Origin of the sequence: Kitasatospora nipponensis (assembly GCF_039528135.1) — a bacterium.
GTDB lineage: Bacteria > Actinomycetota > Actinomycetes > Streptomycetales > Streptomycetaceae > Kitasatospora > Kitasatospora nipponensis.
Window position 1 is genome coordinate 4,153 of the sequence record NZ_BAAALF010000078.1, and the last position, 13,591, is coordinate 17,743.

Below are 13,591 nucleotides of genomic sequence, written 5' to 3' on the forward strand. Positions count from 1 at the left end.
CACGCCCCCCCCGGGCCGCCGCCGGCCGCCGGCGCCGCGGCGGCCGCCGCGGCGGTGCCCGGCACGGTCGTCGCGCTGGGCACGGTGAGCCTGATCACCGACGTCTCCTCGGAGATGGTCACCGCCGTCCTGCCGCTCTACCTGGTGGCCGGGCTCGGGGTCTCCCCGCTCGGCTTCGGTCTGCTGGACGGCATCTACAACGGGGTCAGCGCGCTCGTCCAACTCCTCGGCGGCTACCTGGCGGACCGCGGCGGCGGCCGGCACAAGGCGGTGGCCCTGGTCGGTTACGGCCTGTCCGCGCTCTGCAAGCCGCTGCTGCTGCTCGCGAACGCGGTCGGTCCGATCGGCGCCGTCCTCGCGGTCGAGCGGACCGGCAAGGGCCTGCGCACCGCGCCGCGCGACGCGCTCATCTCGCTGGCCACCGAACCGCGCCACCGCGGAAGGGCGTTCGGCGTGCACCGGGCGATGGACACGGCCGGCGCGCTGCTCGGCCCGCTGGTCGCCTTCGCCCTGCTGCGCACCGCCCAGGGCCAGTTGCTCGCCGACAGCGGCGAACGCAGCGGCTACCACGCGGTCTTCGCGGTCAGCGGCTGCGTGGCCGCGCTCGGCGTGCTGGTCCTGCTGCTCTTCGTCCCGGGCCGGCTGCGCGGGGCGGTGGAGCCCGCCGCGCCGCGCGCGGACGGCGTCAGGCGCGCGCTGTGGCGGCTGCCCGCACTGCGCCGACTGACGCTCTGCGCCGTCCTGTTGGGCCTGACCACGGTCAGCGACTCGTTCGTCTACCTGCTGATCCAGCGTCAGATCGGCCTGTCCGCCGTCTACTTCCCGCTCCTGCCGCTGGGCACCGCGACCGCCTTCCTGCTGCTCGCCGTCCCGTTCGGCGCGCTGGCCGACCGGGTGGGCCGGCGCCGGCTCTTCCTGGCCGGGCACGGCGCCCTGCTGGCCGGCTACGGGCTGCTGCTCGGCGCGGGCGACCACGGCTGGGTGGCGCTCGCCGTCCTGGCGCTGCACGGCACCTTCTACGCGGCCAGCCCGCCGACATCGTGCCCGCCGGGCAGCGCGGCTCCGGACTGGCCCTGGTGGGCACCGGGCAGACCGCGGCCCGGTTCTTCTGCTCGCTCGGCTTCGGCACGGCCTGGACCGCGTTCGGTCCGCACGACGCGCTGGCGCTGGCGGCCGGCGGGCTGGTGCTCGCCGCGGCCGTCGCCTTCCCGGTGCTGCGCCCGGCCCGACCCGACCGTCCCGGCGACGGGCCACCCGGCGACGACCGCCTCGCCGACGAGCGCCCCGCCCAGGCGTCCGAAGCGGGTGCGGCATGAGCCCGGCCCCCACCTCGCCCGCGAGCAGCCGCACCACCCGGTTGCTCGTCCTGCTGGCCGCCGTGCTACTGCTCGGCGCCGTGGGCACCTACAGCGTGCTGCACGCCGCGGGCCGCGCCGCCCGGGTCAACCAGCAGCAGGCCGGCGGCCCGCCGGTCGCCACCGGCTCGGTGACCCTGGCTCACGCGGCCGGCGGACCGCAGCTGGTCTTCCGCTCGATGGCCTTCGGCCCGCACCGCGACGAGCTCTCCACCGTGCCGGTGGACCACCCCGACGCGGTGCGCACCGCCTCGGGCGTGAAGTGCCTGCGCTTCCACGCCGCCGCCGGCACCGGGATCTGCCTGCGGGCCGACCACGGCGCGGTCCAGGACACGTACCACGCGGTGGTCCTGGACGCCGGCCTGCACGAGCTGAAGTCCTTCCCGCTGTCCGGGATCCCGACCCGCTCGCGGGTCTCGCCCTCGGGTCACCTGGCGGCCTGGACGGTCTTCGTCAGCGGTGACTCCTACGGGGGCACCAACTTCTCCACCCGCACCTCGATCGTGGACACCAGGAACTGGCGCCTGGAGGACAACCTGGAGACCTTCACCGTGCTCAAGGACGGACAGCGGGTCCAGTCCCAGGACGTCAACGTCTGGGGCGTCACCTTCGCCGACGACAACGCCTTCTACGCCACCGTCGCCACCGGCGGCCAGACCTACCTGGTCCACGGCGACCTGGCCGCCCGCACCCTCACCACGATGCACCAGAACGTCGAGTGCCCCTCGCTGTCGCCGGACGGCACCAGGATCGCCTACAAGCACCGGGTGCCCGGCGCCACCAACGACGTCCCCTGGCAGCTGTACGTCCTGGACCTGCGCACCGGCGTCGAGACGCCGACCGCCGAGCAGCGCAGCGTGGACGACCAGGCGATCTGGTCCGACGACTCGACCCTCGTCTACTCGCTGCCCGGCGACAACGGCTCGGACCTGTGGACCGTGCCCGCCGACGGTTCCGGCAGCCCGCGCGAGCTGATCGGTGACGCCCTGGCACCGGCGTTCCTGGGCTGACTGCGGCTCTTGACCCCTCGGTGAGACTGGATCAACAGTCCACGAAGGGAACCGTCATGACAACCGACCGGCCCGTGCACGTCACCGTCTGGCGCGAGGGGAGCGGCGGGCCCGCCGCGGCGGCGCCGGTGGTGCTGGTGCACGGCACGATGTCCTGGGGCACCGACTCGTTCGACGCCCAGCGCCCGCTGGCCGCCCGCTTCGAGCTGCACCTGCCCGACCGGCGCGGCTACGGCGCGAGCGCCGACACCGAGCGCAGCGACTACGACGTCGACGCCGCCGACGTCCTAGAGCTGCTGGACCGACTGGGCGGCGGCGCGCACCTGGTGGGCTACTCCTACGGCGGGGTGGTGGCGATGCTGGTGGCCGGGCTGCGGCCGGCAGCCGTGCGCTCGCTGGCACTGATCGAGCCGGCCGCCTTCCGGGCCGCCGACCGGGACCCGGTGGTGGCCGCCGCGCTGGAGCGGATCCGGGCCTTCAGCCGCGAGGTGCCGCGCGAGCTGGGACCGCGGGAGTACCTGCGCGCCTCCACCGAGCCGTACGGGCTGGCGATGCCCGAGCCCACCGGGCGCCGCCTGCGCGCGGTGCGCACCGCGGCCGGCGAGCGCCCGGCGTGGGACGCCGAGGTGCCGCTGGAGCCGCTGGTCGCGGGCCGCTACCCCAAGCTGGTGGTCAACGGGGACTGGCGCGGCGCGCACCCCGAGTACCGGGCGCTGACCGGCGAGGCGATGATGGCCACCGGCGCGTACCTGGCCCGACGGATCGGCGCCCGGCACCTGAGGGTGCCTGGCGCCGACCACGCCCCGCACCGCGACGGTGCCGAGCAGGTCAACCGCGAGCTGGCCGCCCTCTGGAGCCCCCCGGCCGCCGGGAGCCCGGCGGCGCGCTGAGCGGTCCGGCCGGCCGGCGGGCGCGCTACTCGGTGCGCAGGGCGCTCGCGGTGCGGGCCCGGGCCGCCCAGCCGGCCGGGAGCAGCGCGCCGAGCACCGCGACGACCAGGCCGCCCAGCAGCAGCGGCACGAGGACCGGCAGGTGGTAGACCGCCAGGTCCGCCGCCGGCAGCGCCGAGCCCGCCGCACGGGCCATCGCCGGCAGCACCGCGTCGTGCACGGCGATGCCGATCGGCACGCCGATCGCGCCGGCCGGCAGGCCGACCACGGCGACCGACAGCAGGACCATCGCGACCACCTGCCGCGGCGCCATCCCCAGCGCCTTGAGCACGCCCAGGTCGTGCACCCGCTCGCGGGTGTCCAGCACGACCGTGTTGAGCACGCCCAGGCCGGCGACGGCGAGCAGCATCGCGGTGAGCATCGCGGCCACCGCGTCCATCGAGACGACGGTGCCGCTCAGCTCGCTGTCGCCGGGCTGGGCCGCGAAGCCGTCCGGCTTCAGGGCGGTGCCGAGCGCCTCCACGTAGGCCGCCTTGTCGGTGCCCGGGGCGAGGTCGATGTCGTACTCGATCGACCACGGGTCGAGCTGCGCGTCCAGGCCGGCCAGCGAGCGGCCGTCGGTGAGGATGACCATGCCCGCCTCCCGGAGGTCCAGGGCTTCGCCGACGATCTTCACCGGGGCGCGGTGGCCCTGGTTCGTCAGGGTGATGGTGTCCCCGATCCGGGCGCCGGTGGTGTGCAGGAAGCCGGACGGGACCACCGCCTGGCCCGGCCCGTCGAACCAGCTGCCGGAGATCATCTGGTACGAGCCCCAGGAGGAGTCGCCCTGGTAGGCGACCACCGGGGTCGGGCCGGCCAGCCCGGCCACGCTCACCGAGGTCTGGCCGACGGCGAAGTGGCGCCGGGTGCCCGGCTGGGCGGCGATCTTGGCGTCCACCGCGGCTGCGGCGGCGCCGCCGCCTTCGGCGGCCCGCGAGGCCGCGGGGGCCGGCGGGAGGCCCGGACCCTGGTCGGCGGGCCGCAGCACCACCGCACCGGGCGACTGACGGTTGAGTCCGTCCTGGATGGCGCCGAGCGAGAGCGCCAGGCCGAGCCCGAGCGTGACGCCGATGGTGCCCAGGGCCACCGCCACGGCGGTGGTCGCCGCCCGCGCGGGCCGGCCGACCGGGCCGGCCAGCGCCAGCGTCACCGTCCGGGGCAGCGGGAGGCGGCCCAGCAGGTGCTGGAGCGCGGGCCCGCGCCCGGCCTGCCGGGTGCGTCCGACGGCCAGCGCCTCGACCGCCCGCAGCCGTCCGGCCCGCAGCGCCGGCAGTAGCGCGGTGAGCGCCACCACCGCCAGCGCGCCACCGGGCACGGCCAGGTCGATCCAGAGCGGCACCCCCGCCGACCCGGCGCCGTAGACGCGGTCCGCCTCGCTCATGACGCCGGCTGCCGCGAGGTTGCCGAGCGCGACGCCCAGCACGCTGCCGACGGCGGCGGGGATCAGGGCCTGCCCGACGTAGCCGCGCGCCACCTGGGCCGGGCTGAAGCCCAGCGCCTTGAGGATGCCGATCCGCCGGGTCGCGGCGCCCACCGCGCCGCTCACCACGATGCCGATGATCAGCACCGACATGGCCAGGCCCAGCACACCGAAGGTCACCACGAACGGCACGTAGGTCGAGGCGTCGCGGTCCGCGACCAGTTTGACGCTCAGGTAGGAGGCGACCGAGGCCAGCGAGCCGGCCGGCACGGTGGCGGCGATCGCGGAGCGCCCGGCCGTCACGTCCGCGTCGGTGGCGGCGCTGCGCAGGCGGTAGAGCATCTGCTGCCCCGGCTCGGTGCCCGGCGCGGTCAGCGCCGCGAGCTGCGCGGGCGCCACCCAGCCGTCGGCACTCGCGCCGATCGACCGAGCCAGGCCGACCACGGTCAGCGTCGGGGCGCCCGGCAGCTGGGGGAAGGTCATCGCGTCGCCCAGGCCGAGCGGTTCCCGGTCGGCGGCCAGCACGATCTCGCCGCTGCCCTTCGGCCACCGGCCCTGGGCGAGCTCCAGGCGGTCCACCGGGCCGCCGCCGTCCCCCCGGCCCACGATCGTCATCGCCGGAAGCTGCTGACCCACCGGCCAGTCGCCCCGGTTGGCGCCGGTGCGCGGCGCCAGCGACAGCGCCGGGTAGGGCCCGCCCGCGACCGACACCCCCGGGGCCTGTGCGGTGGCGGCGACCTGCGCGGCGGTGGCCTTGGCCGGGTCGAACAGGACCGTCAGGTGGGCGCCGTCCTGCCGGGCGAAGGCGTGGTCGAAGGGTCCCTGGGAGGCCACCAGCAGCGCGGCCGCCAGCACCGAGGAGGTGACCGCCAGCAGGGTGGTGAGCGTCATCACCAGGGTCTGGACCCGGCGCCGGGCCACCCCCGAGCGCACGATCGTGCCCAGCGCGCTCATCGGAGCACCGCCGTGACGTCACGGGCGATCCGGCCGTCCACCAGCTCGATCGTGCGGGTCGCGCAGGCGGCGGCCAGCGCGGTGTCGTGGGTGACCAGCACCAGGGTCTGCCCCTCGGTGGTCAGCGAGCGCAGCAGCTCGCGGACGTCGGCGGCCGCGGCGCTGTCCAGCGCGCCGGTCGGCTCGTCGGCCAGCAGCAGCGCCGGACGGTTCATCAGCGCGCGGGCCACCGCCACGCGTTGGCGCTCCCCGCCGGAGAGCCGGCCCGGGCGGGCGCCGGCGCGGTGGCCGATGCCGAGCCGGTCCAGCAGCTCGGCCGCGCGCCGGCGGGCGGTGGCGCGGCTGATCCCCGTCAACTGGGCCGGCAGCAGCACGTTGTCCTCGACGGTCAGGTCGTCCAGCAGGTTGAAGAACTGGAAGACCATGCCGATCCGCTCACGGCGGTACCGGGCCAGGCCGCTCTCGGTCAGGGCGTCCACCCGCACCCCGTCGACGGTGACCCGGCCCGCGGTCGGCCGGTCCAGGCCGGCCACCAGGTTGAGCAGCGTCGACTTGCCGCTGCCGGAGGGGCCGAGCACGGCCAGCGCCTCGCCGGCCCGCACCTGGAGGTCCAGGCCGGCCAGCGCCGGGCGTTCCCCGTCGTAGGTCTTGCTCACTTCGCTGATCTCGATGATCGGCGCGGCGGTGGTCATGGTGTTCGGGTCCCCTCGATCGGTGGCGGCGTTGACCGGTCCGGACGCACCGGAGCCGTGGACGACGCTAGGGATCGGCCCCCCGGTGGCGACAGGCGGCTGAACGGCCTCCCGGGGGTGTATCCAGGTACACCCCCGGGAGGCCGTTCAGAGCCCCTGCGGGCCGGGGAGGCCAGGGGGCAGACTGCTCGTCAGGACCCGGACGAACCGCCGAAGGAGATCGATCCCCATGCGTGAGGCACCAGCGCCCGACGACGGGCGCCCCGCGCCGTCGCACCCGCGGGACCCGTGGTCCTGGCCGGCCGGTGGCCTGCGGGCGGCGTGGCGCGCGCTGGTCCTCGCCGTTGTCGCGGCGACGGCGGTGGTCGCCCTCGCCGCGCCGCCGTACCTGGTCACGGCCCGCTGGCTCCTCGACACCGGGTGGGACGGCGGGCAGGCGGTGTCGGCCGGGCGGGCGGGCCCGCCGGGACCCGCCGCCGAGCCGCGGGACGTACTCCTGGCGCCGGTGGCACCCGTACCGCCCGTACCTCCCGTATCTCCCGTGCCTCCCGTGCCTCCCGTACCGCCCGTACCTCCCGTGCCGCCGGACCCGGGGCCGGACGGACTGATCGCCCCGTCCGGCGCGCACGGACCCGTCCTGCTGGACGAGCTGCCCGACGTGGGGGGCGACCTGGGGCCCAGGGATCCCTACCACCTCTGGCTGGTCCTGGCGCTGCTGCTGGTGCCCTGCCTGCTGGCGGGTGCGCGCTGGGCGGCCGGCCGCACCGACCGGGTCGCGGGGGCCGCGCCGCTGCTGCCGCTGCTGCTGGCCCCACTCGCGGTGCTGACCGAGGGGCGGGCGTTGCCCGGCGGCTCGCACGGCGTGGTCTGGCTGGCCGTCCCGCTGGCCGCCTGCACGCTGCTCGCCGTGCGCTGGCTGGCCTCCTGCACACGGCAGTTGAGCGGGTCCTGGTGCGCGGTGCCGATCGCCGAGCCGTACCGGCCGCTGCCGCCGGCCGGCGAGGGGTGGCGCGCGGTGGTCGGGCGACCGTGGCGCGGCACGCGGTGGCTGCTGGGCGACCCGGCCACCTGGCGGGACCTGCTCTGGGCGGAGGCCGGCGGGCCGGTCGGGCTGCCGGTCCTGGCCGCGCCGGTCGCGCTGCTGGTGGCCGCGCTGGTGGCGGTGAGCACGAGCCTGCGCGTGCTGGGCCGGCCCGGCGACCGGGCGGTGGTCCCACTGCTGATGGGCGTGGCGGCCCTGGTGCTGAGCCTGTGGTTCGCCCGGTGGCTGCTGCCGCGCTACGGCGCCGCCGCGGCCAAGCTGCTGGGCCCCACCCGCGAGGCCGAACTCGCCCTGCGGGTGGGCCACCTGGCCCGCACCAGGTCCGACACCATCGACACCGGCGCGGCCGAGATGCGCCGGATCGAACGCGACCTGCACGACGGCGCGCAGGCTCGGCTGGTGGCGCTGGGCATGACGCTGGACGCGGTCGAGCAGCTGCTGGACGTCAACGCGCCGGCGGCCCGGGCGCTGCTCGCCGAGGCCAAGGGCTCCTCGGTCAAGGCGCTGGCGGAGCTGCGCGACCTGGTCCGCGGCATCCACCCGCCGGTGCTGGCCGACCGCGGCCTGGCCGACGCCGTCCACGCGCTGGCGCTGGACCTGCCGCTGCGGGTGCACTTCGAGGCGGACCTGCCCGGCCGGCCGGCCGCGCCGGTCGAGTCGGCCGCCTACTTCGCGGTCAACGAGCTGCTGGCCAACGTGACCAAGCACGCCGGCGCCCGTCAGGTGTGGATCGAACTCTCCTACGCGGACGGTACGCTTCGCGTCGGTGTCACCGACGACGGTGACGGTGGCGCCGACCCCGCCCGCGGCACCGGCCTCAGTGGCGTCGAGCGGCGGCTGGCCGCCTTCGACGGAGTGCTCGCGGTCAACAGCCCGCCGGGCGGCCCCACTCTGGCGACCTTGGAGATCCCGTGCGTGTTGTCCTCGCCGAAGACCTCTTCCTCCTGCGGGACGGCCTGACCCGGATGCTGGAGGCGTACGGACTGCAGGTCACCGCCGCCGTCGACAACGGCCCCGACCTGCTGGCCGCGATCGCCGCGGACCGGCCGGACGTGGCGATCGTGGACGTCCGGCTGCCGCCGACCTTCACCGACGAGGGGCTGCGCGCCGCGCTGCAGGCCCGGCGCGAGGTGCCGGGGTTGCCGGTGCTGGTGCTCTCCCAGTACGTCGAGCAGCTCTACGCCCGGGAGTTGCTGGCCGGCGGCAACGGCGGGATCGGCTACCTGCTCAAGGACCGGATCCTCAACAGCGCCCAGTTCGTGGACGCGGTACGGCGGGTGGCCGAGGGCGGCACGGCGATGGACCCCGAGGTGATCGCCCGGCTGCTGACCCACAACTCCGCCGACGGCGCGGTGGCCGCCCTCAGCCCGCGCGAGCGCGAGGTGCTCGCGCTGATGGCCGAGGGCCGCTCGAACGCCGCCATCGCCCAGCAGTTGGTGATCACCGAGCGGGCGGTCGCCAAGCACACCGCCTCGATCTTCCTGCGGCTGGACCTGCAGCCCTCCGAGGACGACAACCGGCGGGTGCTGGCCGTGCTGGCCCACCTCAACCGCTGAGCGGGACCCCGGCGGGCGGCGCCACGGTCAGCCGAACGGGCGGTACCAGGGGCGCTTGAGGGGCGGCAGGCGGGTGCCGAAGAAGGCGGCGAGCTCGGCGCGTTGCGAGTCGTCGAAGGCGTGCTGCGGCAGCAGCGCGAGGGTCCGGTTGGTCTGGTGCAGGTACCAGAAGCCGGCCCGCTCGGTCACCTCGCGGTAGGCGCTCCAGCTCACCTCGGCGGAGCTCTTCGGGGTCCGCAGGTGGAAGCCCTGCTCGGTGATCCGCACCGCCCAGGGCTCGGTGAACAGTTCGGTGCCGCGTCGGGAGGCCATCCGCACGGCGACGATCTCCAGGAAGGCCAGGATGCCCGGGCCCACCGCGAGGAGCCAGTACTGCGGGTGGCGGTCCACGAAGGGGGACAGCAGGGCCACCACGGTGAGCAGGCACCCGATGATCAGCATGCCGCGCAGGGCGGGACTGTTGCGCATGGCCCGGCGCATCTCACGCTCGGTCAGTCGGAAGGTCGACTCGATGTCCATCAGGCGTGCCCGGACTCTCTCGCGGCGGCGGAACGGACCAGGCGCTCGGCGATCTGCGGGGCGCCGGCCCAGTGCAGGTGCAGGTAGGAGGCGTGCACGTGGGCGGTGGCGAAGCCCTCGCGGCGGGCGGCGCCGGCCGGGTCGCGCCAGCCCCAGGCGGGATCGGGGCCGGCGGCCGGCTCGCAGACCGTGCGGTGGAACTCGTGGCCGCGCACCCGGGTGCCGGTGGCCGCCAGCGGACTGTCGTGCAGCGCGACGGCCTCGCGGTAGCCCAGCGTGAGGCGCTCGGTCATCCGGGCCGTGGAGTCGAGCACACCGCACATCGGCTTGCCGTCCAACTCCCGTCCCAGATAAAGAAGCCCGGCGCACTCGGCGGCGATCGGCGCACCGCCGGCGGCGAGTTGGCCGACCGCGGCGCGCAGCGGGGCGTTGGCGCTCAACTCCGCGGCGTAGACCTCGGGGAAGCCCCCGCCGATGACCAGGCCCGCGGTGCCCTCGGGCAGCGCGGTGTCGTGCAGCGGGTCGAAGGGGACCACCTGCGCCCCGGCGGCGGCCAGCAGTTCGGCGTTCTCGGCGTAGCTGAACGAGAACGCCGGCCCGGCGGCCAGCGCGATCCGCGGGGCCGGGCCGGGCACCGCGGTGACCTCGGTGGCCGGCGACCAGGGCGCCTCGCGCAGCGGCGGGGCGGAGCGGGCGAGCGCCAGCACCGCGTCCAGGTCGACCGAGGCGGCGATGAGTTCGCCCATGTCGCGCACCGCCCGCAGCGCCTCCGCCGAGCGCTCGACCACCGGCACCAGGCCCAGGTGCCGCGAGGGGGTGGCCACCGAGGCCGTGCGCCGCAGCGCCCCCAGCACCGGCACGCCGGCACCCTCCTCCAGGGCCTCGCGCAGCAGTTCCTCGTGCCGGTCGGAGGCGACCCGGTTGAGGATCACCCCGGCCAGGCGCACCTGCGGGTCCCAGGAGGCGAAGCCGTGCACCAGCGCGGCCACCGAGCGCGACTGCGAGGAGCCGTCGACGACCAGCACCACCGGCGCCCGCAGCAGCTTGGCGACGTGCGCGGTGGAGGCCAGCTCACCGCGCCCCGACGCCCCGTCGAACATCCCCATGACGCCCTCGACCACCGCCACGTCCGCCCCGGTGGCCCCGTGCAGGAAGAGCGGCTCGATCCGCTCGGGCCCGCACAGGAAGGCGTCCAGGTTGCGCCCGGGCCGGCCGGTGGCCAGGCCGTGGTAGCCCGGATCGATGTAGTCCGGGCCGACCTTGTGCGGCGAGACGGTCAGGCCGCGGGCGCGCAGCGCGGCCATCAGGCCGGTGGCGACGGTGGTCTTGCCCGCCCCCGAGGAGGGGGCGGCGATGACGATGCGGGGCATGTTCACGGAACTCAACGGAACTCAGTCGCCTACCACTCGATCCCGCGCTGGCCCTTGCGGCCGGCGTCCATGGGGTGCTTGACCTTGGTCATCTCGGTGACCAGGTCGGCGAGTTCGAGCAGCGGCTCCTGCGCGTAGCGACCGGTGATCACCACGTGCTGGGAGCCGGGCCGCTCGCGCAGCACCTCGACCACCTCGTGCACGTCCACCCAGCCCCAGTGCATCGGGTAGGTGAATTCGTCCAGCACGTACAGCCGGTAGGTCTCGGCGGCCAGGTCGCGCTTGACCTGCTCCCAGCCCTCCTTGGCCGCCTCCTCGCTGCTCACCTCGGCCTCGGTGGAGCGCTGGATCCAGGACCAGCCCTCGCCCATCTTGTGCCAGGCGACGGTGCCGCCCTCGCCGGAGGCGCCCAGCACCTTCAGCGCGTTCTCCTCGCCGACCTTCCACTTGGCCGACTTCACGAACTGGAAGACCCCGATCGGCCAGCCCTGGTTCCAGGCCCGCAGGGCGAGCCCGAAGGCGGCGGTGGACTTCCCCTTGCCGGGGCCGGTGTGCACGGCGGTGATCGGCTGGGTGCGGCGCTGTCGGGTGGTCAGACCGTCCTCGGGGACGGTCGAGGGCTTGCCCTGCGGCATCGGGGTCACGCTGCCTTTCGTGAGGGGAGGGACACGGTGGAGCGGTGGGCGTGCACCAGGGCGGCCACGCCCTCGGCGCGCAGCTCGTCCAGGGTGACGGCGGTGGCGTGCAGCCGGCCGGCCAGCGTGCGGGCCAGGCCCAGGCGGACCGGTCCGGACTCGCAGTCCAGCACCACGGCGGCGGTGCCGCGGGCGGCGAGCAGGTCGGCGGCGCGGCCCGCGTCGGCCAGCGCGGTGCGCCCGCCGGTGGCCCGGCCGTCGGTGACCACGACCAGCAGCGGACGGCGGTGCGGATCGCGCAGCCGCTCCAGGCGCAGCACCTCGTGCGCGCGCAGCAGGCCGGCGGGCAGCGGGGTGCGTCCGCCGGTGGGCAGCTGTTCCAGGCGGGCCGCGCCGACCTCCACCGAGGAGGTCGGCGGCAGCGCCAGCTCGGCGCCGCTGCCGCGGAAGGTGACCATGCCGATCTTGTCGCGGCGCTGGTAGGCGTCCATCAGCAGCGAGAGCACCGCGCCCTTGACCGCGGTCATCCGCTGGCGGGCGGCCATCGAGCCGGAGGCGTCCACCACGAAGAGCACCAGGTTGGACTCCCGGCCCTGGCGCACCTGCTCGCGGAAGTCGTCGTGGCGCAGCAGCAGCGCGCGCCCGGCCCGGCCGCGGGCCACCTGGTGCGGGGCGGCGGCCTGCAGCGTGGCGGTCAGGTGCAGCCGGGTCAGCTGGCCGCCCGGGCGCCGGGCCCGCACGGTGTGGCCGCCGTCGGTCTCGGCCGGCGAGCGCCGGCCCTGCGCGCCGCGCCCGGTGCCGGGGACCTTGAACAGCCGGGTCCGGTACGGCTCACCGGCGGCCACCGGCGCCGTCTCGCGGGCCGGGCCGGCCGGGTGCGGCAGCTGGGGGGCCGCGTCCGGGGCCTCGGCGGCCGGCTGGGCGGGCTCGGAGCCGTCGGCGGGGGCCTCGGCCCGGGGCGGGGCGCCGGGGCCGGTGGGCGGCTCGGGAGCGCCGCCACCGCCGCCGTCGGGGCCGTCGGGGCCCGGGCCGTCGTCCTGGGGGCCCTCGCCGTCCGGACCCTCGCCCTCCGGCTCGCGGTCCTGCTCGGGCTCGGGTTCCCCTTCCTGCTCCGGCTCGCGGTGCTCGGCCAGCGTGCGGTCCAGCTGCTCCTCGTCCAGCCCGGGCGCGTCGAAGGGGTTGCGCCGGCGGCGGTGCGGCAGTGCCAGCTGGGCGGCCTTGCGGACGTCCTCCTCGGCCACCGCCGTGCGCCCGTCCCAGGCCGCCAGGGCGACCGCGGTGCGCGCCATCACGATGTCCGCGCGCAGCCCGTCCACCTCGAAGGCGGCGCAGACCGCGGTGATCTGACGCAGCGCCGGATCGCCCAGCACCACCGAGGGCAGCAGCGCGCGGGCGGTGGTGATCCGCTCGGCCAGCGCCCGCTCCTCGTCGGCGAAGCGGGCGGCGAACGCGGCCGGGTCGGCGTCGTAGCCGAGCCGGCGGCGCACCACCTCGGCGCGCTCGGCCGGCTCGCGGGTCGCCGCGATCTCCACGGTCAGCCCGAACCGGTCGAGCAGCTGCGGGCGCAGCTCGCCCTCCTCCGGGTTCATCGTGCCGACCAGCAGGAAACGGGCCGCGTGCCGCACCGAGACGCCCTCGCGCTCCACGTAGGAGCGGCCCATCGCGGCGGCGTCCAGCAGCAGGTCCACCACGTGGTCCTGCAGCAGGTTCACCTCGTCGATGTAGAGCACCCCGCGGTGCGCCTGGGCCAGCAGCCCCGGCTCGTAGGCCTTGACGCCCTCGGCCAGCGCCCGCTCCAGGTCCAGCGAGCCGACGATCCGGTCCTCGGTGACGCCCACCGGCAGCTCGACCAGCCGCGCGGCCCGGTCGCCGGCGGGCTCGGCGGTATGCGGGCCGTCCGGGCACTGCGGGTCGGGCCCGGCGGGGTCGCAGGCGAAGCGGCAGTCGCGCAGCACCGCGATGGAGGGCAGCAGCCCGGCCAGCGCGCGCACCATGGTCGACTTGGCGGTGCCCTTCTCACCGCGCACCAGCACGCCGCCCACCGCCGGCGAGACGGCGTTGAGCAGCAGCCCCAGCCGCAGGTCGGCCATCCCCACGATGGCGGTGAAG

At 76.3% G+C, this 13,591-nt stretch carries 10 protein-coding genes and 1 pseudogene; 5 read left to right on the forward strand and 6 right to left on the reverse strand.

Going from position 1 to position 13,591, the window contains the following annotated elements; genetic code table 11:
- The 3 genes and pseudogenes from ABD323_RS21380 to ABD323_RS21390 form a co-directional block, all read left to right on the forward strand.
- Nucleotides 1–1,316 (forward strand): annotated as a pseudogene (locus tag ABD323_RS21380) (MFS transporter); the annotation flags it as partial.
- Nucleotides 1,313–2,365, forward strand: a complete 1,053-nt coding sequence (locus tag ABD323_RS21385; protein WP_344443433.1) for a TolB family protein — start codon at nucleotides 1,313–1,315, stop codon at nucleotides 2,363–2,365. The pseudogene ABD323_RS21380 and the gene ABD323_RS21385, both read left to right, overlap by 4 nt.
- 56 nt (nucleotides 2,366–2,421) lie before the next feature.
- On the forward strand, nucleotides 2,422–3,255 hold the full coding sequence (locus ABD323_RS21390) for an alpha/beta fold hydrolase (protein ID WP_344443435.1): 834 nt from the start codon (nucleotides 2,422–2,424) through the stop codon (nucleotides 3,253–3,255).
- A gap of 25 nt (nucleotides 3,256–3,280) precedes the next feature.
- Here ABD323_RS21390 and ABD323_RS21395 read toward each other — a convergent pair whose 3' ends face one another.
- Both ABD323_RS21395 and ABD323_RS21400 read right to left on the reverse strand, forming a co-directional pair.
- A complete protein-coding gene (locus ABD323_RS21395; RefSeq protein ID WP_344443437.1) occupies nucleotides 3,281–5,668 on the reverse strand; it encodes an ABC transporter permease in 2,388 nt (795 codons plus the stop codon).
- Nucleotides 5,665–6,360: an ABC transporter ATP-binding protein gene (locus tag ABD323_RS21400; RefSeq protein ID WP_344443438.1), complete on the reverse strand. Its 696-nt coding sequence runs from the start codon at nucleotides 6,358–6,360 to the stop codon at nucleotides 5,665–5,667. The genes ABD323_RS21395 and ABD323_RS21400 overlap by 4 nt, the downstream gene beginning before the upstream one ends.
- A 229-nt stretch (nucleotides 6,361–6,589) precedes the next feature.
- Between ABD323_RS21400 and ABD323_RS21405 the strand changes: the two genes are divergently transcribed.
- Both ABD323_RS21405 and ABD323_RS21410 read left to right on the forward strand, forming a co-directional pair.
- The gene (locus ABD323_RS21405) at nucleotides 6,590–8,362 is read left to right on the forward strand and encodes a sensor histidine kinase (protein WP_344443439.1); all 1,773 of its coding nucleotides are present in this window, start codon (nucleotides 6,590–6,592) and stop codon (nucleotides 8,360–8,362) included.
- The gene (locus ABD323_RS21410; RefSeq protein ID WP_344443440.1) at nucleotides 8,314–8,958 is read left to right on the forward strand and encodes a response regulator; all 645 of its coding nucleotides are present in this window, start codon (nucleotides 8,314–8,316) and stop codon (nucleotides 8,956–8,958) included. Before ABD323_RS21405 ends, ABD323_RS21410 begins: the two co-directional genes overlap by 49 nt.
- Nucleotides 8,959–8,985: 27 nt before the next feature.
- Here ABD323_RS21410 and ABD323_RS21415 read toward each other — a convergent pair whose 3' ends face one another.
- The 4 genes from ABD323_RS21415 to ABD323_RS21430 are packed head-to-tail and all read right to left on the reverse strand — an operon-like array spanning nucleotide 8,986 to nucleotide 13,572.
- Nucleotides 8,986–9,477 (reverse strand): YcxB family protein, encoded by a 492-nt coding sequence (locus ABD323_RS21415; protein ID WP_344443441.1) that lies wholly within the window; start codon nucleotides 9,475–9,477, stop codon nucleotides 8,986–8,988.
- Nucleotides 9,477–10,847, reverse strand: a complete 1,371-nt coding sequence (locus ABD323_RS21420; RefSeq protein WP_344443455.1) for a cobyrinic acid a,c-diamide synthase CobB — start codon at nucleotides 10,845–10,847, stop codon at nucleotides 9,477–9,479. Before ABD323_RS21420 ends, ABD323_RS21415 begins: the two co-directional genes overlap by 1 nt.
- Before the next feature lie 29 nt (nucleotides 10,848–10,876).
- Nucleotides 10,877–11,482: a cob(I)yrinic acid a,c-diamide adenosyltransferase gene (cobO, locus tag ABD323_RS21425; RefSeq protein WP_344443456.1), complete on the reverse strand. Its 606-nt coding sequence runs from the start codon at nucleotides 11,480–11,482 to the stop codon at nucleotides 10,877–10,879.
- Nucleotides 11,483–11,487: 5 nt separating this feature from the next.
- On the reverse strand, nucleotides 11,488–13,572 hold the full coding sequence (locus tag ABD323_RS21430) for a putative cobaltochelatase (protein WP_344443457.1): 2,085 nt from the start codon (nucleotides 13,570–13,572) through the stop codon (nucleotides 11,488–11,490).
- Nucleotides 13,573–13,591 lie beyond the last annotated feature (19 nt).

Bases quoted from the DNA above. Each gene is read 5' to 3' on its own strand.
- ABD323_RS21385 (WP_344443433.1), top strand. From the start codon at position 1,313: ATGAGCCCGGCCCCCACCTCGCCCGCGAGCAGCCGCACCACCCGGTTG.
- ABD323_RS21390 (WP_344443435.1), top strand. From the start codon at position 2,422: ATGACAACCGACCGGCCCGTGCACGTCACCGTCTGGCGCGAGGGGAGC.
- ABD323_RS21395 (WP_344443437.1), bottom strand. From the start codon at position 5,668: ATGAGCGCGCTGGGCACGATCGTGCGCTCGGGGGTGGCCCGGCGCCGG.
- ABD323_RS21400 (WP_344443438.1), bottom strand. From the start codon at position 6,360: ATGACCACCGCCGCGCCGATCATCGAGATCAGCGAAGTGAGCAAGACC.
- ABD323_RS21405 (WP_344443439.1), top strand. From the start codon at position 6,590: ATGCGTGAGGCACCAGCGCCCGACGACGGGCGCCCCGCGCCGTCGCAC.
- ABD323_RS21415 (WP_344443441.1), bottom strand. From the start codon at position 9,477: ATGGACATCGAGTCGACCTTCCGACTGACCGAGCGTGAGATGCGCCGG.
- ABD323_RS21420 (WP_344443455.1), bottom strand. From the start codon at position 10,847: ATGCCCCGCATCGTCATCGCCGCCCCCTCCTCGGGGGCGGGCAAGACC.
- cobO (WP_344443456.1), bottom strand. From the start codon at position 11,482: ATGCCGCAGGGCAAGCCCTCGACCGTCCCCGAGGACGGTCTGACCACC.
- ABD323_RS21430 (WP_344443457.1), bottom strand. From the start codon at position 13,572: ATGGCCGACCTGCGGCTGGGGCTGCTGCTCAACGCCGTCTCGCCGGCG.